Below are 23,718 nucleotides of genomic sequence, written 5' to 3'. Positions count from 1 at the left end.
GTCCCGAGCGCGTCGAGCCTAGCGGCGATGCTCTCAGCTTAGTCTTAGCACGATAATTTCTTTTATCGTGCATGGGGAGCAGCGATGCTGCGGGCTGCCACAGTCCGGCTGGACTTCGGGGCCTGGCCCGGCGGAGCATGTCCGCCTCCGACCTGAAGCGGACCTTGTCGCCTCGACCGGTTCCGATGACATTGCGGCCATGAGAATCTCGGTCGAATTGATCCCACGGGGCGAAGCGGAACTACTGACTGATGCGGCGATGGTTCGGTCAGTTATGCCGCAGGTCAATGCCTTCAACATCCCCGACCTGATGCGGTTCCCTACGCGCAGCTGGGATGCCTGCAAGCTCACCAGCGGCATCCTACCCGCCTCCATCCCGCACATTCGGGCGATTGATATTCCCCCTGGCGAAGAACTGCCGATAGCAGACGCCATTGAAGCGGCCGGCCTCCGAGAGGTTCTTGTCGTCCGTGGCGATCCGCCGCACGACATGGGCCATAGAACCTACCCGAACAGCAGCGAGGACATCATCCGGCGCTTCAAGCGCCACTCGCCCAATCTGCGAGTCTATGCCGCCTTCGACCCATATCGGGCAGGCTTCCGAGACGAGATGACAGCCGTGCATCGCAAGCTCGAGGCCGGAGCCGACGGCTTCTTCACCCAACCACTGTTCGACCTGCGGCTGCTGGAAATCTGTGCTGAGATGCTTCATGGCCAGGACGTCTTCTGGGGCGTTGCCCCTGTCCTGGGGCAGAAATCACAGGCCTATTGGGAGACGACGAACCGAGTGATCTTCCCGGCTGGCTTCGTCCCGACCTTGGATTGGAACCGTGACTTCGCGACTAAGGCCGTCCGAGCCATCCAGGGCTTCGGCGGCAACGTCTACTTCATGCCGATCCGAGTGAATCTCGCTGCATACCTGACCGATCTGCTGCCCAGCTAGGCCCGCATTCCACCCACCTGCGGCATCCAATTCGCGGTCGGCGGCACGCGATACCGTTCTATTATCGTGTTAGCGCTTCCGGCCGGCGCCGCCTGCCACAGTCCGCAGGATTCAGAACAGGGCGTCTCCCCGCAGCAGATGGCCCAGCAGCGGCCCCATCTCCTGCGGAGCACAGAGGAGATCAGGGTGATCCTCGAGTGTCCCCCACAAGGGCATGCCGGGATTGGTCGCGGTGGAGGGAGACTGGATCAACCTCAAGCCGCCCGCCGCGTGGATGTCGCGAAAGCCGGCCACGCCGTCCTCTTTGCCACCACTCAGAATGACGCCGATCACCTGGTTGCCGAAGTGCTGCGCGGCTGACGAGAACAGAACGTCGGCTGCGGGACGCTTGCCGTGGATCAAATCACCGCGCTGGAGCATGACCCGAAAGTCGGGTCCGATAGCGAGATGCTGGTCCTGCGGCGCTAAGCAGACGCACTCAGGTGGCACCACATCCCCGTCCTGGGCCATCGAGACCGTGAGACGGGTGTGCCCCTGGAGCGCCGCCCTCATGCTCTCCACGGTCTGCAGTGGGTCTTCGATCGCTACCAGGATTCGGGCAGACATGGGGACAGGCAGATCATCCAGAAGCAAGCATAAAGCCTCGACGGCGCCTCGCCCTCCGCCACCGACCACAACCAAATTGCGCGGGCGTGCCATCTTCATTACATAGGAAGAATATTCCTCTGCCGCAATGGACAGCCGCGCAAGCAGTGATCCTGTAACCGTTGATTATCGTGCCCTGCTAAAGCCCCCGGCCGGGCTTGCCGCAATCCGGCCGCGCGTGACCCCTGCCCTGCCCCGCGCTAGATCTGCCGCATGAGTGAGCAGCATCCAGAACTGATCCCGCATCACGAGCCGCGCCAGCAAGGCACTAAGGGCGTCTGGACGATCTGGCGCTATCGGGGCGCCGAGATCCGCACGGCCGGCGTCAGCACCCGCCTCCAGTTGGCCGGCCACCCCTATGACGGCAAGACCGGCTTCTCCTATGAGCAGGCGCTGAAGCTGGTAGACGGCTGGCTGGATCACCAGCGGCTGCCCGCCCCTTTTGTCTGGCCGGTGCCGCCGAAGCGGAAACCCATCTAGGCCATCGCCAGCCCCCATTTCTCAGCCAGCCCCTGGCGCTCGGCCGCCGGCAAGGGGCTGCCCTCCCCTCCCCATCCCCCTTCCTGAGCTTTCTTTTTCACTAGAGAGACTTCGGCTGACCGGGTTCCGGTATCGCTTTGCGCCCACTGCGCCGGGGCGGCGAAGAGATAGGCCGAGGTCCACTGGCACCAGCGGCCGGCGACCACCAGGCCACGCCGCACGTGGCCCATGATGCCGGCGGCCTCGATGCGGCGAATGGCTTCCTGCACCGTCGAGCGGGCGCAGTCGGACCATTCCGCGAGCTGGCCGATGCTGGGATCACAGACCCCATGCCGCGAGGGGCCGCGGTAGAGCAGCGTCCACAGCACCAGGATCCCGGTGCGGCGCAGAGCGCCCCCATGCATGCCGGGCTGGTGGCTGCGCCGCTCCAGGCGGCGGGCGGCCTCCATGATGCGGCGCCGGTCGGCGTCGCCGAGGCGCTGGCGCTGCCAAGCGGCAACGCGCACAGATCCGGCACGCGCCGGGCGTGGTGAGGCAGGCATGCCCATGCTCCTGGGCCGCCAACAGGGCGCAGTTTCCCCACCCGCAATCTTGCGGCTTTCAGCGCGGGGGCCTATCCTGAAGGTCTGTGTTGCTTCGTTCCGCCCGGCAAGGCGGGATAGGCCGTTTTACGGTGAGGGGTCGTTCTGGCGGATCTGCTGGGGCGGCCCCTTTCTCGTTTCCCCACGCGAGATTGCGCGGCGGGGACAATCATTCCCGGCCGCGCTTCCGATGACAAGTCCAATAATTTCAGATGCTTGCAAGCAAGCTTTCTTGCTTACTTACATGAAAGCATGCATCCGCTAAGCGCCCATTTTGTCTAGGTATTCCCGCAGGGCGATCTCGATGATGTCCTGCTTCGAGACCCTGGATTTGTGGGCATACTCGCGCAGACGGTCCACCGTGCTGGTCTTTACCCGCGAGGTGAGCTGCACCAGCCGCTCATCTTCAACTCGGCGCGGCGGTTCGGCGTGGACATCCCCTTTCCGAACCAGCAGGTCTGGCGTCAGGCGCGCGGCCGGCTTGGGCGACTGGCTCATTGGGCGACCCTCTGAAGACGGGTGGCGATGTAGGTCCATAGCTGGGTGATCTCCTCGGCGGCGGGCGACTTGGCATCCACCTCGCAGGCGGTGCGGCCGTCCGTCATGGACGCGGCGAAGTCCACCCGGTTGTGGACATCCACCGGCGCCAATGGCCCGTGCTGGGAGAGGGCGCGCACCGCATCGACCTTCAGCTTAGACCGGCTGACGGCTTGGTTGACGACGAAGATCATCGGCTTCTTGGCCTTCTCCACGATGTCCACCGTGGCGCCGACCGCGCGCAGGTCGTGGGGGCTAGGCTTGGCTGGGATCAGGACTAGGTCGGCCTCGCCCACGGTGGCTGAGATGCTGTCCGTGATGGCCGGCGGGGTGTCGATCAGGCAGAGAGCGATGCCCGCTTCCGCCAGCGCGTCCAGGGTCGCCCGCAGGCCGCCCGGCAGTAACCGGACCAGCACCGGGGTCTCGGCTTCCCGCACCCCGAACCAGCCGGACAGATTGGCCTGGGGATCGGTGTCGATCATGGCGACCGGCCCGACCCCTTGGCGCTCTGCCTCCACGGCTAAATGACCAGTGAGCGTGGTCTTGCCGACCCCGCCCTTTTGGCTCGCAACAACGATGGTCCTCACGCCGCCCCCTCCCCCGCCAGCATGCATGTAAGAATGAAAGCATGTAAGCTTTCACGCAGCGCGATGAAAGCACAGCAGGGTAGGCGCGGCAATTCCTTCCATCTGGAAGCAAGCATACATGCTTACCTGCCAGCATACATGCTTACTTACTTTCATGCTTACACCACTGATCGCACTCGGAAATTCCTAGTAGAAGCTCCCCCGCTCCTCCAACTCCCGCCTCAACCTCACCACCTCCATCGCCAGCACCTCCTCAATCAGATCCAGCGGCACCTCTCCCCGCCGGGCATAGACCTGCTCTCGCAGCTTCCGGGAGGCGAGGACGCGGGCGAGGTGGTCATCCACGGTGCGGACGGGCCAGGCGTAGTTGTAGCGGGCGGGTTGGTTGCCGGGGCGGGCCAGGGAGGCGCTGCGGTCGGCGGCGGGGTCAGACTGCATGGTGCCGCGCCTTTTCTGCCTGCGGATGTGCTTCCGCCAGCCTTGCGACGCCCGGGGCCGGACGGGAGGCATGCCGAGCATCTTCCGTCCGTAGCTGGTGATGTGCATGTCCTTGAGAGTGCCCTCAGCGATCCAGCTGAATGGAAGCATCTCCACCCGATCCTGGGCCACATCCCAGGACACTGAGAGGACACGGGCGACCACCAAACCGCAGCTTCGGGCTAGATCGGCCCCCACCACGATCGCGCCCGTGGCCAGCCCGGCCCTTTGATGGAGTGCATCAACGATACCCTCGGGAGGCCTGAACGGCCCGATCGCAGTTCTCACAGATCAGCCGGGTGTTATCGACGGTGTAGCCTCCGACTGCCGTTAGTCTGTCGAGAACAGTGTATCTCGCGGGTAAAGCTTGGTGGCATCTGGCACATAGGCCATCCTGCTCCAATCTCTTGGCAATCTTGAGCTTCCGACGCTCATTCGGACCGCGACGCTCATCATAGGTAAGCATCTTTGCGATACGGCGCCGGTAGGCGAATAGTAGATCGGCATCGGCCCCTGAAAGGTCCTTTAAATCATTACGAATACGGTCAAGTAAGGTGTTCGCCGCAGCAAGTTGCTCTTTGTTGAGAACCGGATTTGGCATCATCCTGCCTCAGGCAGCCGCACTGGAATTCTTGTTGCTCAACCCTCTTCAACCAATCAAAGGAAGGAGAGTTGTTTCACAGGATCCAGCCGCAGCACGCCGACTAGCAGCCACTGCTCGGCGCGTCGGGAGTGCGTCCCCATAGCGAACGCCATGCCGCGGTTGGGATAGTCCTCACCGAATGTCTGTTCCATGCTTGCCAGGGCGTCCTTTTCGCCCATCGTCATCTTGCGGCGATAGAAGGTCGCCGCCGTTTCCCAATCGTCGCAGGTCGCCTTGTGCTTCTTGCCGTCGACATCGGTCCAGTCAAAGTGGAATGCATATGGACATGGCGTGAGCGCAACAAGATCAGGGTCGAGGAAGGATTTCTGGCGGGCAGCCTCCTCGTATGCCTGCCGCTCCTCGGCAATCTGCTCATCTGTCTTCGCCTTCCAGCGAAACCGGATTTTGCTCGGCCGCACCAAGGTAAGACTCATGCCCTTAGCGGCTGCCTCGCCGGTTGAGCCGGTGATGATAGGGTCCAAGAAGGCCGCGCGCTCGCGCTCAGGCATAATCTCTCTGACCTTGATACTCTCTTCCTGGACACGGCGGCTCTCACGGCGCCGATCATCTGTGCCAGGGGCAATCCAGTCATACTCAATCCACTGCCAACGCTTGAATTGATCCTGGAGGCGCCGGAAGTGGATAGGATACTGGCGTCGCCACTGTCCGTCCAAGGTGACCCCGGCACAGCAGACGGTCTCACCATGACGCTGACCGACATGGGGCAACGCTTTGACGAGAATGAGTACTCTCTCACGTCCGCTTTTTTCAGGCGCACTCGAGGGCAGGGGCTTTCCGGACGCTGGGCTTGCTGGACGCACTGGCGACTTTCAGGTGCCGAATCTTGACCGGAACGATATCAGAGATGGCGTCGGCTACAATACTTCGATGGCAGTCCGTGTGTTCCCGCTCGTAGCACATCAAGCAGGTGCTCCCTTCAGTGACCAAATGAGCAGCCAGGGCCAGGTCGGCCTTCGCCTTTGGAGTGCGCATGTGGTTACCGAAAATCTTTCGGAAGAGGGCCATCTCACCGCTCCTGGCCGCTTCTCTACCCGGCTTCGGATCGCCTAGGCCGCGTAGATGGACGTATTCGATTCCGGCATTGGACAGGGCGACAGCGATGGCGGTTTTCGAAAAGCCTTTGCGCCGCGATAGGGGAAGCTCGCGGACATCCAGTAGGCGTTGGATGCCTGCTTCCCGAAGAGTGGCAATGAACTCTTCGAGGGCGGCGCCCTCATAGCCGATCGTCGCCAAAGATCCTGGCTGCCGTTTGCTCATAATAGGGGTCATGGAGGTCGGACTCTGGAGTGTCAACGAGATTGCCAGGCTGAACGACCCGGCGATCCCTCTATGTCAGCAGACGCATGGGCCGTTTGTTGGTCAGCCACGGCTTACCTCCTCCGTACTGGACTTCTTGGCTGAGCGTGAAGGTAGGTAGCGCGCCAGGGCATTAGCGCTGATGGCACCGCCGGGAGCGCCCAGCAGTATCGCCACCATCAGCGCCCCACCTGCCACTGCTACACCACACCCCACCGCCTCGTCCGGCAGGCATGCCGGCTCACCGCCAACGCCATCCAGCACCAAGAAGGTGCCGATGAAGGTGAGCAGAGCGCCTATAAGTGCGCCCAGCAGGATCCAGAGAGCCCGCATCACGACACGGGCCAGAGACTGCGCGCTGGACACCGCGCCACCTCCGGCCGTTCGAGGGTCAGGCATGGCAGCGATCTCCAGCGATGTCGGGCCGATGCAACCGGATCCAGGTGAACAGATGCGGGAGAGCAGTCGGTACTGTCCCGTCCGCTTCGAGCTGGTTGTCGCACGCACGTAGGACTACTTGGAGGGCCTCCGCAGGAAGGTCTACCTCCAGCTCATCATGTGGATCTCGATCGGCATGCTTGAGCCAGTTCCGCATCTTGTTGAGATGATTATTCCTGACCTCGGTTACGGTTTGGCCCGATATGGCGGAGAGCTTTGCCTGTAGTTGGAAGCTGGACGCACCTCTCTGTTCCACGACAATTAGGGACCCCGGTTCCGCGACAATTAGCGATGCATCCACTGGTTGCGTCGCCTTTCGGCTCAAGGCTCGGTCAAGCCCGAAGCCGCCGTAGGCGGTGGCCTGAAAGGCCAGGCTTTACGGAGGCTTGGGCAGAGAGGACAATCAGAGGCAGATGCAACCGCAAGCAGCACCGCAACGCCTGGCTTCGGCATCCTAATTGTCGCGCGGCGCCGGGTTCTGATTGTCGCGCTACACCTCTCATCGGCGACACCTGCCTCAACAGTTCTTCTGCCGCCCCTGCAAGCGTCAGAGCTGGTAGATACGCGTTATGCTCCAGGATGAGGCGAATGGCCCAGTTGAGCTGGATTTTTGCTGCGTCCAACTTGCGAAGGCGGCGGGCCGTTTGCTGGTCAGGCATTGCCGAAGCTACAATCACTCCTCATCCTCCAAGATCTGGCTTGCCCGATAGAGCTTTGTGATGCGCCCTTGCCACACTAGCGCGGTGACCTTTGTGCCAGGCCTGAGGCTTTCAAAGCGAGCCGGCCGTACCTGAGAGCACAGGGCTGCTGGTCATCGATCTGCAGGCATACTTCGTAGCGCTCTGGGTCACGGTCCGACACCATGACCGTAGTGATCTGACCGCTGGTGGTGATGACGGGCTGAACGGACAAGGTATCGGTAGTCGGTCGCCAAACCCGTCGTACAACGACCGCTTCCCGCCTTTCCGTGGGCTGCCCAGTGAGGTCCACAACAACCCCGACGAGCAAGCCTGCCGTTGCGATCAGGGCGATAGACATAAGCCAAGCCATGCTGCTCATCAGAGCGAAGAGAAATCTTTCTCCAAACGGCTCTCTACGGGAGAGAAGAGCCAGCCAGGGGTTTATGTATATCTCGGCTAGTATGGAGTGGCCCTTCATCGCCATGGTCAGTCTTTCCTGCCAAAGCGAGGTGTGCCCTTCGGCCCGAACAGTCGGTAGAGGGCTCGCGCCCCCACGTTGAATTCCAACGCCACATCGCGGGCGGTCTTGGTGAGATCAGCCCAGGCGACCGCAGCGGCGGCCTTCGTCTTGCCCTGCAGTCGCTCAGGCCGACCGCCGGTCGCCCCCAATGCCACCTTCCGCGCCCGCATCCTGGCGGCTACCTCCCGCTTCGAGCCGCTCTCGGCGCGGTCGAGAAAAGCCATGGCCCGGATGGCTTCGGGTTGGAGCTGCACGCCCTCGCCGGTATCGGCGTCGTAGATGCTGGCGCTGCGCTTAGTAATTGCGGCTAGGGTTTGCAGCCTATCTGCCCGAGTAGTGCCAAGCCGGCTGGCCTTGGCAATCACCACAACGTCGCCAGGGCGCAGGTAGCGCACCATCTTGTCGCGCTCCGGCATGGTCGCGACTGGGCCACGTCGGAGCTTGTCGATGTAGACCGGGGCGTCCCGGCCAAAGTTCTTGATCCCGGCTTGGCGCAGCAGGGCCTCCTGCTCTGCCAGGGTCGGACCCGCCACGCTCTCCCGCATGTATCCGATCTTCACCGCCGAGGCCCCCATTGACACTCTGAGTTAATGCAAGATGTCAGAGCTTTTGGCGCATGGACAGCCAGGACAAAGAGCTATGCTAACGGCGTGTGCTGGGCAGGGGCACAGCGGCTGAATCCGGCCTAGTCTTGCGGCCCGCAGAACGCAGAGATCATTCAGGCAGCCTATTCGACACCAATCGAACCATTTTCCTATAGGTTGAACATCTTCTCCTATCACTTACGCAGCAGGGAAGTTCGCGGTATGATGTCCTACCGTAATAATAGGGGGTACATCCTTGCAGGTCAGTCGCCTTTTCCGCGATCCAGTGCGCAGGCTTTCTCATCTTGCTATCATTGCAGGACTGGCACTTCTTCCAGCATGTGCCACTATCGTCGAAGGCACGAGTGACTTGGTGACGGTGTCTACTACACCGGCCGGTGCTGCCTGTACCGTGGAGCGGAATGGCCAGCGCGTTGCTGCCGTTCCTATGACTCCCAGTTCTTTCCGGATCGACAAAAGCGTACATCCTCTCGCAGTTACCTGCTTCAAGGATGGCTATCAGCCGGCAACGACTTCCGCTGCCCCGACCTTCGTGGCCAGCACGGTCGGCAATCTCATTGCTGGCGGAATTGTTGGCATCATGGTGGATGCGGCGTCCGGAGCAAGCAACCGTTACCCATCGGACATCCGGCTCTTCCTGACCTCTTCACCGGCGCCAGCAGCCCCCGGCACATCAGATCCAGGAGCCACGGCTGCAGCCACGACACCCTTTGCTATTGTGCGCCCTGCGGATGCCGTTGCCCCTGTCCGTCAAGCAGCAGCGCTTGCACCACAGTTGTCATTGCAGACGTCCAGCACCCTCTGCCCGAATGGTGTTTCTGCATGGCGCAGCAACGGGGTGATCGTGACCTATCTGGGCTCCGATCCGTCTTCACCTGAACTTTGTGTCCAGTCAGTTAATGGCAGAAGCTCTAAATTCTACCTGGGCGTGGTGGCAGCCTATGCACCCAATGTAGCCGCAGCTCGCACTGCCATGATGAAATCCTTCGAAGGCCCACTCGGGACGACCAATGAGTATACTGACATTCAGCAAGGCGGATTCTGGAAAGAGGTGTTCAAGAACGACGGTGAAGAGCAGATCACTCTTGCAGGTATGTCCTTCACCACAGTTCGTATTGTGAAACGCCGCGAGGGCCTCATGGGCAACTCCTATAAGGCTGAAACGACCTATTGGCTGGATCGCCGCACCGGCATGCTGGTAAAGCTGGATCACCAACACATCAATGGCAGGCAGGCGGGGGTTCAGCCCTTCCAGCTCGTACGGTTACTCGAACCCGGAGCCTGATAGGCAGCCTTCGCCTCCCGCTGATCAAGCTCTGCGTTAGCTCCTTGGTATGCTGAAGACGAGAAGGGGAGGTGCCAGAAACACCGTCCCCTCAACCCGACGTCGAAGCCGTGACCTCCGGCTATTCGGGTGCACCACGTGCGGGATGCAAGCTGTTACCCCGAGACATGTCTTTGCAACACCGGCGGCAGCGCCTCATCCAGATGTCGCCAGAGCGCCTTAAAAGCGGGGGTTAGCAGATCACCGGTGCAGTAGGTGAGGGTGGCAGGCGCGCCTTCGACATCGTGCCCGGAAAACCTCCCTGTCTGTCGGCGGCAAGAGCCCACGCCTGTTCTCGTCACCAGCCATCAAGACTACTCTCGCCAGAGAGGGCGATCCAAACCGACCCAACAAGGCATGGCAGTGCATCTGGCGTATATCGACTGCAGCAACCTGTTCATCGAGGCCCAGAAGGTCAGCGCCGTCGCCCGCGGCTGGGCCTACGGCCTCGCCGAGGCGAACCAGAACGGGCAGATCGACTTCAGCTACCGGATCGACTTTCACCGCCTGATGGCGCTGCTGTGCGAGCTGGAGGATCCCGTACGCGCCGTGGTGTTCGGCTCGGTCACTGATGGCAATGAGGGGCTGTGGCCGCATGCCGAGGCAGCGGGCTTTGATGTGCGGGTGGTGGAGCGCACTGCCTCCGGCAAGGAGAAGCGGGTCGACACCGGCGTGGTTACCCGCATCTGCCGCGACGCCTATCTGCTGGGGCAGCCGAGGAGGGACCGCATCACCCTGGTGGCTGGTGACGGTGACTACGAGCCGATGGTGCGGCAGTTGGTGCAGGACGGCTTCGAGGTGACGCTGCTCTACTGGTCGCATGCCAGCCGCGCGCTGCAGGCGGTGGCCAGCCGCTTCTACCCGCTCGACGCCTATCTGGATGATCTGGCTCTACGCTGAGGGCCGCTGCCTGTCGACCTGACAGAGACTTGTCCTCAGTTTAAGGGGACAGAGTTGTGGATCACCGGGTGGACAGGATGTGCAGGGCAGGGATGGCGGCAAGCGCGCCAGACCGAGGCAATCCGAGCCTGCTCGCACTGGGAGCACGCGAATCAACGGTTATTGTGCGAGTCCTTGTCTACTGGCTCGCTCAATGAGAGGCGCGACGCCGCTGATCCTGGTCCCGAAGCTGCTGCAGCGTCGCGCTGCGTTAGCCTCAGTGAGCATTCTAATGTGTCCAGAAGCTCTAGTGCCGCCACTACCGCACTCTGGAGGCCGCCTGGGCCAATTACGGAAACTGCCGGTGTGCAACTCGGTGATGTAACCTGCGTTAGGTAGCGGCTCAGCAACTCTTAGAGGTTGTTATGGACCTCTAGTCAGACCAGGGCTCGGCTTCGGCAGCTTGAGAACGGCCAGAGCGACGCTGGCGGGCTACGAGGCGATAATCCTGCTCGCGAAGGCCACTCAGCAGCGGGTACTTCGAGGTGTCCAGCTGTTTCCCTCAATCCTTCCACGGATCGAACTCGCCCCGGCCAGCCATCGCCACCATCGCCATGGCGAAGGGGCTGAGAGTGTGCACCGCGCGCACCATGCCGGCATGGACGGCCAACACGCCCGGCAGGCGGCAGTAGGCCTACATCCAGGTCACTACCGGCAGCGGCACGCCACGGCGCTGCTACCACGAATCCATACGCGCTCCAGCAGCATGCGCCAGGGGTAGCCTAGTGACGCACAACTCGATTTGGCTATGCTGCGCTCGGCTGCTCAGGGTCCACATCAGGCACTCCAACTTGGTTCCGATAACTTGTTGGACTCACGCCTGCCCCGCCAGCCAACCCTCATTCCGCTCGCGCTTTCTACCAGCCTCTTAGGTGCTCCACTTGACGTAATTACGTCTCATTCACATTCTGAACTCCAAACGGAATCACAGACCCGCTTGGTAAACAGCAGGCTGAGCGAAGGAGACTGGAGTGACGATCAAAGGGAAGGACCTCGCTGAGTTCGCGAGTGATATTCAGACAGGGCTTGGAGGCATTGACGTAGGTGATTTCGATGATCTTCGGACTATCGGCATGGCAGCATCACTTGCCATTCAAATCCGCGGCTTGCCAGAGATTGATTACCAGGTACTATTAAGAGTTTCGGACGCTTTATTTAATATACCTTCTGTCGCCCTGAAGCAAGTGTTGAGGACGCTAAGCGACATTGGGATGGTGCGTCTTTATGAAGTCGGCCGGACGATTCACAAAATTGATCCTCAGGTTCCTTATTTCGAAAATGTATACGATACCATTGGTCAGTACTCGTCGGAATTTAAGCTGACCGAAATTGAGCAAGCCATGGTTGCTATCATGGCTGAGCTTCAGAAGAGGCCCGAAAATCAAGATCGGCTAGCTGCACGAATGGGCTTAGATAAACCTATTCTAGAGCGCTGCCTTGCTATCGGTAGCAGCAGCAGCCTGATATCCCATCACCGTGTTCGCGGCCAAACCGTTCTGACGAGCCCGGTCTACTTCGCGGATAATAATGAGACACTTGCCGATCTTATCGCCAAGACCGGAAGCGACGACTTCACTAAGGTTCTTAACGTTATAAGAAATCATCAAGGCTGGCCATTGAGCATGATTATTGCTCAACAGCGTGTTGCTGGATATCCCCTTACTCCCGTCCAGATTGACCTGATCCAGCTCTTGGCTTCAGAAAACATGCTGAAGCCGCCAACCATTGAAATAGGGCATAAGAGTGAGGTGTTTCTGTTTACGCCACGCCCAGGTCCTGGACGCCTTTCACCCGGAAAGAGAGATATCTACGAACGAGCAATGGCACTCCTCGCGGCAGTCCGTAAAGGGCAACTCCTTCCTTTTGCATATCCTATCAAAAAGCCTGCTGTTCTGCTCAGAGCGTTCCTGCGCGACGGCTACCTTGGCGCGAATTCCGAAGCAATGCGTCAGTATGGCAAAGTCGCAGGCACCTTCAACATAGGCTACTTCAAGGAGACGAAGCCTGGATGGCACCAGTTCTGGCTCCGTCAAACAGAAGAGAATCGAGAGGCTGTCCTTGCAGCGATCGATCTGGCAGAAGGCGAAGAAACTCGCGTTGACATGCGGGTAGATCAGGAAGCACGAGCCCTTCTTCAAATGGACGATAAATTTGTGAGTTCAGTTCTAGGGAGCAAGATCATCAAGGAGCGAAAGACTGTTCCGCCGAGTGCGGCAGCTAAAGAACAGTGGCAACAACTCGCACTGCAGCTGATCTGATGGCACGCACTGATAAAGATGTAGGCGCAAAGAGCCAGGCGCTGAGATTTTGTGTCTCGTCAGGCCTTATTCCTTTCCTTGAGGTAGACGTTTCAAGCGGGGTCGAGCTCTCACCGTCTCCCAAGCGTCTTACCGACATTGATGTGTTGGGATTAGCCCTTAGATCTGATGGAACTATCAGCCGGGTGCTCTTCGATTGTAAAAGCACCGGCGGGCCGCCGTTTGCAAGAGCCCTTTGGTTATCTGGGTTGATGGCGTTCACCGGAGGCCAAGAAGGTTTTATGCTCATGGGGCGGCCGGCTGAACGAGCGCACCGTTTGGCAGCTCGTAAATTGAACGTCCGCATATTTGGCACAGACACTTTCGACTCTTATGCCACCGCATCCAGTGCTGAGTACAAGATACTCCGCTCCTATGCTGGTGATATCGAAAACTGGCATCGCGTATATGAGGGCGCACTCAAAAACCCGGCCATTCTCAGCATTTATAAATCCGTCAACGCAGAAATCCCACTTTGCTCGGACGCTCCGAAGGCTTTCCGCAGATTAGTAGCACAGTGCCGAGAATTCAAAGGCGAGCTTAATCCTGTAAAACCTTTGCATATGGCTGCTTTTACAGAGATTGTATTATCTATATCTCTGCTGATGAACATGATGTCTGCAGATCTCCGCAATATAGTTGATCTAGAAGAGGCTGAACGGGATTTTGCAGCCACACTTCGTTACTACTTGTGGGGCGGGCACGAAAACATTACGACGCTCAAGAAAATTCACGATCTCATATCCGCTACCGGAGATGAGGTAGAACAAGAGTCAGCTCTCGTCGCTTGGCCAAACTTCGTGCAACTTACAAGGGTTCTACTCGACTCCCCTACTCAAATCCGCCATGCGTGCTTCACACTCAGGGAACTGAGCCTGCGTTACCTGGCTGATGCAGACAAGGCCGCAGATATCCGGTTGGGAAGGCAATTGCTTGCACCGCGTGCACGACAGTTTGCGAAGCGCATTGGTGCCTATACGGCCGCCGCTCTTAAGCTGCCTCACGATTTCACCCAGGAACTAGATAAGCAAATTGACAGCCTTGTTACGATGGCAGAGCAGGCATCATAAATTGAATTATGCAACGAACTTCTCTGTCATGCGTGCGCCGCCATGAAGAACTTGGCCTATAGAAAGTCTTTTGCAGTGTGGTGGTAAAGCGTACCACCACACCGCGAGACTGTAGGCCTTGTTGCCGCTTGAACTACCACATCGGAATCGTGGCGAACGCTATGACTTGAATGGAGAGCACGCTGATTGAGCGTTATCGTATGCATAGAGGACGAAGACCAGCCTAGCGAAGGGTTGGCTTCTGCGCTCACGCGCGGAACTGAACCGCCTGCGTTCCCTCAAAGGCGTCCGATGGCTCCGCTCCCTTCATCAGGAGGGCGATGATCGGTTCCACGATCTCCTTCTGGAAAGCATCCGGTCCATTGATCCTCATCAGAGGAACGCTGAAGAGCCAGGCCCGCTCGTGCCAGATCTTCGGCCCATTGACCCATTCGAGAAGCCGTCCGTCTGCAAAGGAAACGCAGTTTTCTAGAGCGTCAGGATCGGTCAGGCGGCCGTCCTTCCCAACCACCATGTGACTGAGCTCCCACGGCTGAGAGGCTCTCGGCTCGTAGGCAACCGTCAGCAACGCGTCCTGCGCGTGGGGCCACGATTCGGCACCGGCGGGGCGCCAGAGGTCGAACGCGAAGATCAACTGACGCGGGTTGCGCTGCCTGCTGATCGGTCCGGTTACCTTGAATGAGTAGGCCTCCTGCGTGACATATGTTTGGGCAGTTGCCTTCTCGTAGCTCCTGTCGAAAAGCTTCAGATCATACTGGGCGAATGCCTGCGGTATCTCGGCGACCAGACGCTTGATCTCATCCGCGACCGCCTCCGCTCCGGAGTAGATGTGGAAAATCGGGCAGTTAGCCATTGGCCTTGGTCCAGAAGACGGGTGTGGAAGTATGCAGCGTTTCGAGCTCGCTGCTGTGGAAGCCCTGGAACGACGCCTGTTTCGCTTTTCGGAGGAAGGTGGACACCAACGCGCCCCAGCGGGCGGCGACCAGGTCAGCAGAATTGCGCTCCAGCTGGCGTGCGTTCCGCTCCACCTGAATCCAGTTGCGCAGCTCGGTACCCTCGGGCGGCCTGGTGGCGCGCAACTTGGTGATGGCGAAGACAAGCTGCTCCGCATCGGGCTCGGCCATTCTGACGGCGCTTCGCTGGCGTTGGATCTCATCGCTCAGGTGCTCGGCGGAGATGAGCCAGTCCCATTTCATCTCCCCGATGAGCGTCAACGGCCGTCCCTCGGTGAAGGTCAGGCGGATCAGCACGTCCGGCTCGCATCGGCTGTCCCGGCCACCCTGCCAGTTCGTCGTCCGCAGGCCGCCAGGCCAGAACTGGATGTCGTGGTTGACGACTTCCCTTCCTCGGAGCGCCGCGCGCAGCCGATTTCCGATGACGGCCAGCAGCACCTCTAACGCCGAGGCCGTTGGCATGAAGACCAGAGGCGAGAACACCATGGAAGTGACCCCGTCCTCATTCTTCTCGTTCACGTGCTCCTCAGCCTGCTGACCATGAATGCCAGCAGCGAGGATCCTGCGAACGTTCTTCTGATTGAAGGCGTGCAGCATGTCACTGCTTATCTGCTAAGCAGGTCATTTTCGCAATGATCTAACCTGCGCGTGGAAATAGGCGCCATACACAAACTCTTTCCGGTGCCACCGATGCATTAAGTGGCGGCTGCTTGAGTGGCTAATAGGAGATGCGGGTGCAGTTCCCCGGTGAAACCGAGTGGAAGTAGCTCTGGAACCTTCGTAAGGTGGCTGGGGGTCTGCTTCTCGTCGTCGCGGGTGAGGGCTTACTTCAGGAAGACTGAGGCGAGTCGACAATGGTGCTTGCCGCCACTCTGGCAACTATCCCTCAGCTACTCTGTGGCACGCGATGCCAGGGATTATCACCGATATCGTGCAGACGTGGCGCTCTCTGACCATGGCGACGGTGCTCCCCTGGCCAGACTGTGTTCCCACATCCTCCAGCGAAGGTCACAGCATCTGTGTCATCAGAACCGCCTTTCTATGGATGGCTGAGAGGGATCGACACTGCTAGGTCCGACCGGTAGATGTTTCTTAAACGAAAAGAGGGATGGCCATGAAGGCGACGGAAGCGAAGCTCCTGGACTTTCTCAAGCGGTCGCCGCAGTTCCTGATCCCCATCTATCAGCGCACATATAGCTGGACCGAGCGCGAGTGCCGTCAGCTATGGCTCGACATCCTGAATGCAGGCCGCAACGACGTGATCGGAGCCCACTTCGTCGGCTCGGTCGTCTATGTTGAAAAGGGGCTATATCAGGTCATGAGGCAGCCCCCTCTCCTGGTCATTGATGGTCAGCAGCGCCTGACGACGGTCTCTCTCATCCTCGAGGCCCTGGCCAGGGCGCTGGGCGACACTGAGCCGATGGACGGTTTTTCCGCCAAGAAGATCCGCAATTACTTCCTGCTCAATCCGCTGGAGGATGATGACCGGCGCTACAAGCTTGTCCTGTCGCAGACCGACAAGGCCTCCCTGACCGCGCTGATTGACGGGCAGCCCCAGCCCAAGGACCACTCTCTGCGGATCGAGGCCAACTTCGCCATGTTCCAAGAGTGGCTCAAGGTGGAGAAGGATAATCTAGTCACGGTCTGCAAGGGCCTCGCTAAGCTCATCATCGTGGACATCTCGCTCAGCCGCGACCAAGACAACCCGCAACTCATCTTCGAGAGCCTGAACTCCACGGGTCGCGAGCTCAGTCAGGCAGACCTCATCCGCAATTTCATCCTGATGGGCCTGGAGCCCAGCCTCCAGACCCGGCTGTACGAGCAGTACTGGCGCCCGATGGAGGTTAATTTCGGTCAGGAGGCTTACGCCAACTACTTCGACGCCTTCATGCGCAACTACCTGACGCTGAAGACTGGTGAGATCCCGAACGTCCGAGAGGTCTATGACGCGTTCAAGCAGTATGCACGGAGCCGCGATGGGGACGTGGAGGACCTGGTCCGAGACATCCGCGCCTACGCGGGCTACTACTGCAAGATGGCGCTGGGCGCGGAGACGGATCGCGGCCTCAAGGATGTCTTCCACGACATCCGTGAACTCAGGGTCGAGGTTGCCCTCCCCTTCCTCCTTGAGCTCTACCACGACTACATCACTGGCACCCTGGCCAAGGGCGAGCTCTTGCGGGCAGCCCGGCTGGTCGAGAGCTACGTGTTCCGGCGCGCCGTCTGCGCCATCCCGACCAACTCCCTGAACAAGACCTTCGCCACCTTCGGTAAGGCACTCAAGAAGGACCGCTACCTCGAGAGCATCCAGGCGCACTTCCTGAGCATGCCCTCCTACCGGCGCTTCCCCCTGGACGACGAGTTCAAGCGGGAACTCCAGACCAAGGACCTCTACAACGCCCGGGGCCGGAACTACTGGCTGAGGCGGCTGGAGAATGACGGGCGCAAAGAACGCGTCGCTGTCGAGGACTACACCATCGAGCATATCATGCCGCAGAACCCGAACCTCTCGGCCGCTTGGCAGGCGGCTCTCGGCCCGGAGTGGGAGCGCATCCACGCGACGTACCTGCATACGATCGGAAACCTCACGCTAACCGGCTACAACTCCAGCTACAGCGACAAGCCCTTTCCAGAGAAACGGGACATGAAGGATGTGGGGTTTGCCCTCAGCCCATTGCGGCTGAACCAGGGGCTCGGTGTCCTTGCGACCTGGGACGAAACGGCCATCAAGGACAGGGCCGAGAAGCTGGCTGCACGCGCCGCAAAGGTGTGGGCGGCGCCGGAACTGGATCCGGCCATTCTCCAGGCCTACCGGCCATCCTCGGCACAAGGCGGCTACACCTTGACCGACCACCCGCAACTGGCATCAGGTCCTATCCGTGACCTGTTTGATGCTTTCCGCGAGCAAGTGCTCGCCTTAGACCCTTGCGTGACCCAGGAGGTCCTCAAGGTCTACATCGCCTTCAAGGCGGAGACGAACTTCGTCGACGTGATCCCGCAGGCCAAGCGCCTCCGCCTGACCCTGAACACCAAGTTCCATGAGATCGACGACCCGCGCGGGATCTGCAAGGACATCTCCGGCCTGGGCCGCTGGGGCAACGGCGAGGTAGATGTGGGGCTCTCGTCGATGGACGAGTTGCCCTACATCATGGGGCTCGTGCGTCAGTCCCTGGAGCGTCAGATGGGAAGCGAGCCCGGCGTCTGAAGATCCGCTATCGAAGTGACAGAAGGCCCAGCATAGAGGCCCCCTGCAGGCTTCGGTGGTTCAGGTCGCTAGCCGGGTGAACTCGCTCCTGGCGCTCTCCATCGCCTTCTCCGGAGCCTCGCCGCCTAGCGCCCTGCCCTCGGCCTAGACGAAGGTAACATCCGTAATTGCGGAGGAATGCATACGGATCCACGCGCAGCGTTCTCGTCGCGGAGAAGGAGCACGTATTGGTGGGGGCAGGGGAAGGGCCGGATCACCCTGATGGCCGGCGATACGGACTACGAACCCAGGATCAGCGTAAGCGCTGCCTGGAGACCCTATGCGGCAGCGCTTGACGGTTGATTGTTGGCTTTGGCCCAGCACCAGGGCATGACTTCGCCGATGCGGCTGTTGGGCCAGCCGCTGACAAGCCGGGTCAGCAGGTGTTGGGCATCCTCAATCACCCGTTCGGGGAGCCGCCCATTCTGCCGGGGGCCAAAGACGAGGGTGAGTGAGAGACGCAGGCCGATGGCATGACCAGCCCTGCCAGTCGTTCAACAGCCGCCCACTCCCTGGGACACAAGTCGAAAGCCATCCCATGCCCCTGACCTTCCGACACAAGAAACGCCATGCCATGGCGGCCAATCCGCAGGGCAAGAGGGTCGCCGAGATCTTTCCGGGCAACTTCTGCGCCGGCTGCCCATACTGGAGCATCATCCCCACCAAGCCTGACGGAAAGAATGGCTATTGCGGCCTGCTGAACGTCGGTGACTGGATGAAAGGCGAATTCCCGATGCTGTGGGATGGCGTGAAGATCTGCCACATCAAGTGCATCGATCCCGCGGCATCGCGGGAGGAGCGCCGCTTTCACGCCCAGTTCTACGCCTTCAACCAGCGCTGGTCGGGTTGGCGGGTTGTTGCTGGCCAGGATGCCAGGTGGCGACCACGCTGGGGGCGCCGTGCCGGTTGGCAGAAGCGGTCCTTCTGGGACCGTTAAGCCTGTGCAGCAGCGCCACAGGCTTGAGGAGCCCTGGCCCCGCAATAATATGCCGGCACCATCCTGGTGACTGGCTAGATTGAAGCAACGGCTACAGCGCCATAGGTATAAGGGGGGTCCTCACGTCCGGCCCCGGGGAAGAAGACCACGTCCATGGACACGCACTACGATCCTGAGGTGGACGCCCTGTATGTCCGCTTCGCGCCGCCCGGCGCTTACGTCGAAAGCCAGGAGGTGGCGCCCGGCATTGTGCTGGATTTTGATGCCACCGGTCAGGTGATCGCCATCGAGGTGCTGAACGTGCGCGCGCGGGAAGCCGCACACACCACTGTGCCGGCACCAGCATCTCCGCATGAGCGCGTCAGCGCTCCAGAGCCCCCCGTAACCGCGCCAGAGAGAAGCCTGTCGGACACACAGCAGCAGCCAGGCGAGACAGAGGCAGCCTTCCACGCGCGAATGCGGGCTCAGGGCCTGCGATTGCTGCAGATCTGGGTGCCCGACACCACTCGACCGGGCTTCGCCGAGGAAGCGCGGCGCTCTGCTCTGGCGGTGAACCGCAGCCTGCACGCCGCAGAGGACCAAGCTTTCATTGACTCCATTTCGGAAGGATTGTCCGAGAAGGAGTAGCGTGAGGCGCCTCTTGGCGAGGCTGTGGCTCCTGCCGCAGTCATCGACTGCCGAGCGGCCAACGAGCCTGGCCCGCTCCGAATCCAGGTCCGGCGAGGCGGCAGGAGCCGCTAGTGGCCTCGCATTGCCGCACCCTCGCCTCCAAGCCGTTCTCGCCTGACAGGGCATCACCGCCGATGAGGGCTGCCTGCTCCTCATTCTGGTGGCTGGCGCGGCTGCAAAAACCCGTATCCGCCACCATGTCAGCATCGGTCAATCATCAACCGGTGACGCTTTGATGCCCAAACCTTCGACCCTCTCAAAGACCAGCAACGCCGTGATGCGGCAGCGACGGTATCGGGCGGCCAAATCGATCGCATCCTTAGACATTGATCGGGTCGTGCTGGTGCGGCTGCAGGAGCTCCGTGGGCGCACTGGGCAGAGCAACGCGCAGCTGCTGACGCGGGCGCTCGATCTGCTCGAGGCTGAACTGGCTGCCCCACCAGCCAAGCCCGGGCGCCGTCGCGCGCCGCCCTCGGCTTCGGCAGAACCAGCCGCGGCCGTGACCCGCGTTCCGCCATCCAAGGCCCAGCATGCGTCACCGGTTGACGATGCTAAACCCTCACGCCAGGGTCAGTTGGACTTGCTGGCCGACTTGGCAGACCCGCCCGCCACACCACGGCGCAAGCGCTGATTCCTGGTGTCCAGCATTTTTCTGCAGAGTCGTTGAGGCCTCCGAAAGACTTGAATCATCAGCGGCTTAGGTTAACCAAACACCGGCACTGACGGCCTTGCCGGCGGGCTTCGAGAGGGCGTGGCGCTACCACCTGGCAGCGTCGTGACGCGACGGTCTGGGCATGACCGCACGCCCTTTTTCACCTCTGCCAGACGCTGCTGCGCCCGCCCTGCTAGGCCGACGCGACCACGGCGTGGGCTGCCCCTGGCAGCCCGCTTGGCAGGGGCTGAGCATGGCGCTGCGGTTCCCTCCGCAACCCGTTCGGGGCCACCGTCATGACTGCATCACCCAGCCGCTCGGCGCCGCTGCTCACCCTGGCCGCGGCCGCCGCGCGCCTTGCCGTCTCCACCAAAACCCTGCGCCGCTGGATCGCAGCGGAGCAGCTCCGCGTCCATCGTCTCGGTCGGCAAATCCGCATCGCCGAAGAGGACCTGCAGGCCTTTCTGGCCCGGCAGCGGGGCTGACGCCGTGCCGCTTTTGGCCGCTCCCACCCTGCCCCTGCGTCCGTGCCCTGGCCTCAGAACGGCAGAAAGTATTGTCCATCCATGCCCATGTTGTTCCTCAGTATTTTAGCGCTTCGTGACTGCACGTTTCGAGTCATGAGGAACGTTATAAGGGGTGCGTTCTCACGTTTTTCCCTCTCTGACCAATTCTGTATTTTGGAGTCCAACTATGTCCACTCGGACCGCTGACCAAGCCGTGCTGCTGAGCCGGCCCTATCCCACCCTGGCGCAGCTGCGCGCCGAGATCCTGACCGATGAAGCCCTGCCGCTGCGCCGGCGGCAGGACATCGCCTCCGCCTGCCGTTCGCTGGCGCAGGCGCTGGGCCAGCCGCTGGACGCCATCCTGGCCGAGCCGCGCCAGTTGCGCGCGGCGTTGCAGGGCCTGACGCCAGCGATGGCTGGCCTCGCCCCGGGCCGCTGGCGCAACATCCTCAGCCTGCTGCGGCACGCCCTGGGGCATCTTGGGCTGATTACCGTGCCCGGGCGGTACCAGGTGCAGCCCTCGCCCGCCTGGGCGGCGCTGCTGCCGCAGCTGCCGGCTTACGGCGACCGTTACGTGCTGGCGCGCTTTGCCCGCTACTGCACCCAGAGCGGTCTGGAGCCGGCGCAGGTCGATGACGCGGTGCTGACCACTTACCTGCAGGACCTCGAGGCCCAGAGCCTCGACCAAGACCCCAAGCGGATGCAGCGCGATACCGCGGTGAAGTGGAACAAGGCGGCCGAGCGCCTGCCAGACTGGCCGCAGCAGCGTCTGGCGGTGGCCGACAACCGCAACACCTATGCGCTGCCCTGGGAGCGCTTTCCCGCCTCGCTGCGGGACGATGTGCAGGCCTGGCTGGACTGGCTGGGCGGCGCCGACCCGTTGGCCGAGCGCGACTTCCGGCCGCTGCGCCCGACCTCGGTCGCCAGCCGGAAGCGCCAGCTGCACGAGTACCTGTCTGCTCTGGTGCTGCAGGGGGAAGACCCTGCTGAGATGCCAGACTTGGCGCGCGTCGTGACGCCGACGCAGGCGGGCAAAGCGCTGCGCTTCTTTTGGGATCGGGCCGGGGGCAAGCCGTCCGTGCATGCCGGGCAGGTCACCGGCGTCGTACTGACCATTGCCCGGCACTGGGCCAAGCTGCCGGCCGACGACATTGCTGAGATCAAGCGCATGGGCAAGCGCATCGCGCTCCACCATGACGGCATGACGCCGCGCAATCGCGCCCGGCTGCGCGCGGTGGAGGATCCAACGCGGCGCGACGCGCTGCTGCTGCTCCCCGAGCAACTGCGCGCCGAGGTGGTGCGCGAGAAGGCGCCGACGGTGCACCTGGCGCAGCGGCTACAGACCGCGGTGGCCGTCGAGCTGCTCACCATGGCGCCGATCCGGCTGAAGAACCTGGCGGAGCTGCGGCTGGGCACGACCCTGCTGCGCGACCACCAGGGCCGCATGACCATTGTGCTGCCGGAGAGCGCGACCAAGAACCACCTGGCGCTGGAGATCGCCTTGCCGCCGTCCACGGCGCGCCTGGTGGACCTGTACTGCAAGAGCTACCGCCCGCTGCTCGGCGGCGGCGACTGGCTGTTTCCCGGCCGCACCCCGGCCGGGCACAAGAGCCATGACGGGCTGCGCAGCCAGATCGCCAAGGCCATCGCCGAGCGCTGCGGGCTGGTGTTCAACCCGCACTTGTTCCGGCACTTCTCGGCCACCCTCATCCTGCAGGACAACCCGGGGGCGCACGGCCAGGTGCAGCGCATCCTGGGGCACAAGACCCTCAAGACAGCGATGACCTACTATACCGGCCTCGAGACCAAGGCGGCCTTCCAGCACTACGACCAGCAGGTGCTGCAGCTGCGCGGCGGCGCCAGCGGCCTGTTGCCGCGGCGGCGGCGCGCCGCGCGCCGAGGGGACCGCTGATGCCGGCGGTGCTGCCCGACCCGGTGGGCATGGCGCGGCCATCCCGCCGGGTGGCGTGGCCGGTGGCGCAGTGGCCGGCGGCCGACCGGGAGGCCTGGGCTCGGGCCCAGCGCCCGGGCGACTTTCTCGAGGAGGCTGGCGCGGCGGCCACCTGGCGCCCGGCGACGCTGCGCGCGGTGGTCGGGGCCTACGGCCGTTGGCTGGCCTTTCTGGATACGGAAGGCACCTTCGACGCTGCACCAGCCGCAGCGTCACACATCACGCCCGACACCGTCCGGCGCTACGTGGCGGTGCTGCGGGCGCAATGCGCGCCGGTGACACGGGCTGGCTACATCGCCTGGCTCTGCATGATGGCGCAGGCCTTGGCGCCGGAGCGGGACTGGCGCTGGCTCAATGCGGTGCAGGCGCGGCTGCAGCGGCAGGCGGAGCCGGTGCGCCAGAAGCGCACCCGCGTTGTGCCGGCCGGGGAACTGCGGCAGCTGGGGCTCGACGTCATGGCCCGGGCAGAGGCCCTAGAGGCGGTGCGGCCCAATCAGCCGCTCGCCGCGCGGGATTTCCGCGACGGGCTGATGATCGCGCTACTGGCGATGCGGCCGCTGCGGCAGCGCAACTTCTTGGGCATCGAAATCGGCCGACATTTGCAGCCCCTCGGCGACGGCTACGTGCTGGTGTTCGCGGGCAGCGAGACCAAAAACCACCGGCCGCTGGAGGCTAGCGTGCCAGCGTCGCTGGTGCCGGCGCTGCGACGCTATCTCGATCACT

The 23,718-nt window shown here is 61.8% G+C and carries 24 protein-coding genes; 12 read left to right on the top strand and 12 right to left on the bottom strand.

The features are described from left to right. The first annotated feature begins 190 nt into the window (after window positions 1-190). Complete coding sequence (locus EBE87_RS23180; RefSeq protein ID WP_408887762.1) at window positions 191-943, top strand: methylenetetrahydrofolate reductase; 753 nt, start codon at window positions 191-193, stop codon at window positions 941-943. A gap of 111 nt (window positions 944-1,054) precedes the next feature. Here the strand turns inward: EBE87_RS23180 and EBE87_RS23175 are convergent, their stop codons facing one another. Further along, entirely contained in the window at window positions 1,055-1,642 is a 588-nt protein-coding gene (locus EBE87_RS23175; protein WP_267898277.1) for a chemotaxis protein CheB, read from the bottom strand. Between the two features lie 159 nt (window positions 1,643-1,801). Between EBE87_RS23175 and EBE87_RS23170 the strand changes: the two genes are divergently transcribed. Further along, entirely contained in the window at window positions 1,802-2,068 is a 267-nt protein-coding gene (locus EBE87_RS23170) for a hypothetical protein (RefSeq protein WP_120637833.1), read from the top strand. On the opposite strand, the gene EBE87_RS23165 is transcribed toward EBE87_RS23170, so the two are convergent. The 9 genes from EBE87_RS23165 to EBE87_RS23125 all read right to left on the bottom strand — a co-directional run bounded on the left by EBE87_RS23165 (window position 2,065) and on the right by EBE87_RS23125 (window position 8,393). Then, window positions 2,065-2,610, bottom strand: a complete 546-nt coding sequence (locus tag EBE87_RS23165; protein WP_147426025.1) for a helix-turn-helix domain-containing protein — start codon at window positions 2,608-2,610, stop codon at window positions 2,065-2,067. The genes EBE87_RS23170 and EBE87_RS23165 overlap by 4 nt on opposite strands. Window positions 2,611-2,910: 300 nt before the next feature. Continuing rightward, window positions 2,911-3,147 carry a ribbon-helix-helix protein, CopG family gene (locus EBE87_RS23160; protein WP_158600855.1) on the bottom strand — a complete coding sequence of 79 codons (237 nt, stop codon included), beginning with the start codon at window positions 3,145-3,147 and terminating at the stop codon, window positions 2,911-2,913. Beyond that, on the bottom strand, window positions 3,144-3,800 hold the full coding sequence (locus EBE87_RS23155) for a ParA family protein (RefSeq protein WP_120637836.1): 657 nt from the start codon (window positions 3,798-3,800) through the stop codon (window positions 3,144-3,146). The genes EBE87_RS23160 and EBE87_RS23155 overlap by 4 nt, the downstream gene beginning before the upstream one ends. A 159-nt stretch (window positions 3,801-3,959) precedes the next feature. Further along, window positions 3,960-4,211, bottom strand: coding sequence for a hypothetical protein (locus tag EBE87_RS28770; protein ID WP_147426026.1), 252 nt, complete (start codon window positions 4,209-4,211; stop codon window positions 3,960-3,962). A 696-nt stretch (window positions 4,212-4,907) separates the two neighbouring features. Further along, window positions 4,908-5,402 (bottom strand): hypothetical protein, encoded by a 495-nt coding sequence (locus EBE87_RS23145; protein ID WP_120637838.1) that lies wholly within the window; start codon window positions 5,400-5,402, stop codon window positions 4,908-4,910. 259 nt (window positions 5,403-5,661) lie between these two features. Further along, window positions 5,662-6,171 (bottom strand): DUF488 domain-containing protein, encoded by a 510-nt coding sequence (locus EBE87_RS23140; RefSeq protein WP_120637839.1) that lies wholly within the window; start codon window positions 6,169-6,171, stop codon window positions 5,662-5,664. A gap of 102 nt (window positions 6,172-6,273) precedes the next feature. After that, complete coding sequence (locus EBE87_RS23135; RefSeq protein WP_147465047.1) at window positions 6,274-6,609, bottom strand: hypothetical protein; 336 nt, start codon at window positions 6,607-6,609, stop codon at window positions 6,274-6,276. Window positions 6,610-7,383: 774 nt separating this feature from the next. Further along, window positions 7,384-7,812 (bottom strand): hypothetical protein, encoded by a 429-nt coding sequence (locus EBE87_RS23130; RefSeq protein WP_120637841.1) that lies wholly within the window; start codon window positions 7,810-7,812, stop codon window positions 7,384-7,386. A 2-nt stretch (window positions 7,813-7,814) separates the two neighbouring features. After that, on the bottom strand, window positions 7,815-8,393 hold the full coding sequence (locus EBE87_RS23125; RefSeq protein ID WP_158600857.1) for a recombinase family protein: 579 nt from the start codon (window positions 8,391-8,393) through the stop codon (window positions 7,815-7,817). A gap of 409 nt (window positions 8,394-8,802) precedes the next feature. On the opposite strand from EBE87_RS23125, the gene EBE87_RS28765 reads away from it, so the two are divergent. The 4 genes from EBE87_RS28765 to EBE87_RS28755 all read left to right on the top strand — a co-directional run bounded on the left by EBE87_RS28765 (window position 8,803) and on the right by EBE87_RS28755 (window position 14,083). After that, window positions 8,803-9,738, top strand: a complete 936-nt coding sequence (locus EBE87_RS28765; RefSeq protein ID WP_147465046.1) for a YjbF family lipoprotein — start codon at window positions 8,803-8,805, stop codon at window positions 9,736-9,738. Window positions 9,739-10,134: 396 nt separating this feature from the next. Next, window positions 10,135-10,677 (top strand): NYN domain-containing protein, encoded by a 543-nt coding sequence (locus EBE87_RS23115; RefSeq protein WP_120637844.1) that lies wholly within the window; start codon window positions 10,135-10,137, stop codon window positions 10,675-10,677. Window positions 10,678-11,687: 1,010 nt separating this feature from the next. Then, window positions 11,688-12,974 carry a hypothetical protein gene (locus EBE87_RS28760; RefSeq protein WP_147426028.1) on the top strand — a complete coding sequence of 429 codons (1,287 nt, stop codon included), beginning with the start codon at window positions 11,688-11,690 and terminating at the stop codon, window positions 12,972-12,974. Then, the gene (locus tag EBE87_RS28755; protein ID WP_147426029.1) at window positions 12,974-14,083 is read left to right on the top strand and encodes a hypothetical protein; all 1,110 of its coding nucleotides are present in this window, start codon (window positions 12,974-12,976) and stop codon (window positions 14,081-14,083) included. The genes EBE87_RS28760 and EBE87_RS28755 overlap by 1 nt, the downstream gene beginning before the upstream one ends. A gap of 247 nt (window positions 14,084-14,330) precedes the next feature. On the opposite strand, the gene EBE87_RS23100 is transcribed toward EBE87_RS28755, so the two are convergent. Next, window positions 14,331-14,936 carry a hypothetical protein gene (locus tag EBE87_RS23100; protein ID WP_120637846.1) on the bottom strand — a complete coding sequence of 202 codons (606 nt, stop codon included), beginning with the start codon at window positions 14,934-14,936 and terminating at the stop codon, window positions 14,331-14,333. Next, window positions 14,929-15,633 carry a hypothetical protein gene (locus EBE87_RS23095; protein WP_120637847.1) on the bottom strand — a complete coding sequence of 235 codons (705 nt, stop codon included), beginning with the start codon at window positions 15,631-15,633 and terminating at the stop codon, window positions 14,929-14,931. The genes EBE87_RS23100 and EBE87_RS23095 overlap by 8 nt, the downstream gene beginning before the upstream one ends. A 517-nt stretch (window positions 15,634-16,150) precedes the next feature. Between EBE87_RS23095 and EBE87_RS23090 the strand changes: the two genes are divergently transcribed. The 6 genes from EBE87_RS23090 to EBE87_RS23055 all read left to right on the top strand — a co-directional run. Continuing rightward, window positions 16,151-18,241 carry a GmrSD restriction endonuclease domain-containing protein gene (locus EBE87_RS23090; RefSeq protein WP_120637853.1) on the top strand — a complete coding sequence of 697 codons (2,091 nt, stop codon included), beginning with the start codon at window positions 16,151-16,153 and terminating at the stop codon, window positions 18,239-18,241. A 613-nt stretch (window positions 18,242-18,854) separates the two neighbouring features. Further along, entirely contained in the window at window positions 18,855-19,217 is a 363-nt protein-coding gene (locus tag EBE87_RS23085; protein WP_120637848.1) for a hypothetical protein, read from the top strand. Between the two features lie 153 nt (window positions 19,218-19,370). Further along, window positions 19,371-19,844 carry an antitoxin MazE-like protein gene (locus tag EBE87_RS29965; RefSeq protein ID WP_233553153.1) on the top strand — a complete coding sequence of 158 codons (474 nt, stop codon included), beginning with the start codon at window positions 19,371-19,373 and terminating at the stop codon, window positions 19,842-19,844. 990 nt (window positions 19,845-20,834) lie between these two features. Beyond that, complete coding sequence (locus EBE87_RS23065; RefSeq protein WP_120637849.1) at window positions 20,835-21,023, top strand: helix-turn-helix domain-containing protein; 189 nt, start codon at window positions 20,835-20,837, stop codon at window positions 21,021-21,023. A 208-nt stretch (window positions 21,024-21,231) separates the two neighbouring features. Next, the gene (locus EBE87_RS23060) at window positions 21,232-22,956 is read left to right on the top strand and encodes a site-specific integrase (protein ID WP_120637850.1); all 1,725 of its coding nucleotides are present in this window, start codon (window positions 21,232-21,234) and stop codon (window positions 22,954-22,956) included. Then, window positions 22,956-23,718 (top strand): hypothetical protein (locus EBE87_RS23055; protein WP_122140152.1); only part of this gene is annotated, 763 nt, incomplete at its 3' end. The genes EBE87_RS23060 and EBE87_RS23055, both read left to right, overlap by 1 nt.

Origin of the sequence: Teichococcus wenyumeiae (genome assembly GCF_003696345.1) — a bacterium.
Classification (GTDB): Bacteria; Pseudomonadota; Alphaproteobacteria; order Acetobacterales; family Acetobacteraceae; genus Pseudoroseomonas; species Pseudoroseomonas wenyumeiae.
The sequence above is the reverse complement of the archived record's forward strand: the minus strand, read 5'-3'. Positions and strand labels throughout refer to the sequence as shown.

Bases quoted from the DNA above. Each gene is read 5' to 3' on its own strand.
- EBE87_RS23175 (WP_267898277.1), bottom strand. From the start codon at position 1,642: ATGGCACGCCCGCGCAATTTGGTTGTGGTCGGTGGCGGAGGGCGAGGC.
- EBE87_RS23170 (WP_120637833.1), top strand. From the start codon at position 1,802: ATGAGTGAGCAGCATCCAGAACTGATCCCGCATCACGAGCCGCGCCAG.
- EBE87_RS23165 (WP_147426025.1), bottom strand. From the start codon at position 2,610: ATGCCTGCCTCACCACGCCCGGCGCGTGCCGGATCTGTGCGCGTTGCC.
- EBE87_RS23160 (WP_158600855.1), bottom strand. From the start codon at position 3,147: ATGAGCCAGTCGCCCAAGCCGGCCGCGCGCCTGACGCCAGACCTGCTG.
- EBE87_RS23155 (WP_120637836.1), bottom strand. From the start codon at position 3,800: ATGCATGCTGGCGGGGGAGGGGGCGGCGTGAGGACCATCGTTGTTGCG.
- EBE87_RS28770 (WP_147426026.1), bottom strand. From the start codon at position 4,211: ATGCAGTCTGACCCCGCCGCCGACCGCAGCGCCTCCCTGGCCCGCCCC.
- EBE87_RS23145 (WP_120637838.1), bottom strand. From the start codon at position 5,402: ATGCCTGAGCGCGAGCGCGCGGCCTTCTTGGACCCTATCATCACCGGC.
- EBE87_RS23140 (WP_120637839.1), bottom strand. From the start codon at position 6,171: ATGAGCAAACGGCAGCCAGGATCTTTGGCGACGATCGGCTATGAGGGC.
- EBE87_RS23135 (WP_147465047.1), bottom strand. From the start codon at position 6,609: ATGCCTGACCCTCGAACGGCCGGAGGTGGCGCGGTGTCCAGCGCGCAG.
- EBE87_RS23130 (WP_120637841.1), bottom strand. From the start codon at position 7,812: ATGGCGATGAAGGGCCACTCCATACTAGCCGAGATATACATAAACCCC.
- EBE87_RS23125 (WP_158600857.1), bottom strand. From the start codon at position 8,393: ATGCGGGAGAGCGTGGCGGGTCCGACCCTGGCAGAGCAGGAGGCCCTG.
- EBE87_RS23115 (WP_120637844.1), top strand. From the start codon at position 10,135: ATGGCAGTGCATCTGGCGTATATCGACTGCAGCAACCTGTTCATCGAG.
- EBE87_RS28755 (WP_147426029.1), top strand. From the start codon at position 12,974: ATGGCACGCACTGATAAAGATGTAGGCGCAAAGAGCCAGGCGCTGAGA.
- EBE87_RS23100 (WP_120637846.1), bottom strand. From the start codon at position 14,936: ATGGCTAACTGCCCGATTTTCCACATCTACTCCGGAGCGGAGGCGGTC.
- EBE87_RS23095 (WP_120637847.1), bottom strand. From the start codon at position 15,633: ATGCTGCACGCCTTCAATCAGAAGAACGTTCGCAGGATCCTCGCTGCT.
- EBE87_RS23090 (WP_120637853.1), top strand. From the start codon at position 16,151: ATGAAGGCGACGGAAGCGAAGCTCCTGGACTTTCTCAAGCGGTCGCCG.
- EBE87_RS23085 (WP_120637848.1), top strand. From the start codon at position 18,855: ATGGCGGCCAATCCGCAGGGCAAGAGGGTCGCCGAGATCTTTCCGGGC.
- EBE87_RS29965 (WP_233553153.1), top strand. From the start codon at position 19,371: ATGGACACGCACTACGATCCTGAGGTGGACGCCCTGTATGTCCGCTTC.
- EBE87_RS23065 (WP_120637849.1), top strand. From the start codon at position 20,835: ATGACTGCATCACCCAGCCGCTCGGCGCCGCTGCTCACCCTGGCCGCG.
- EBE87_RS23060 (WP_120637850.1), top strand. From the start codon at position 21,232: ATGTCCACTCGGACCGCTGACCAAGCCGTGCTGCTGAGCCGGCCCTAT.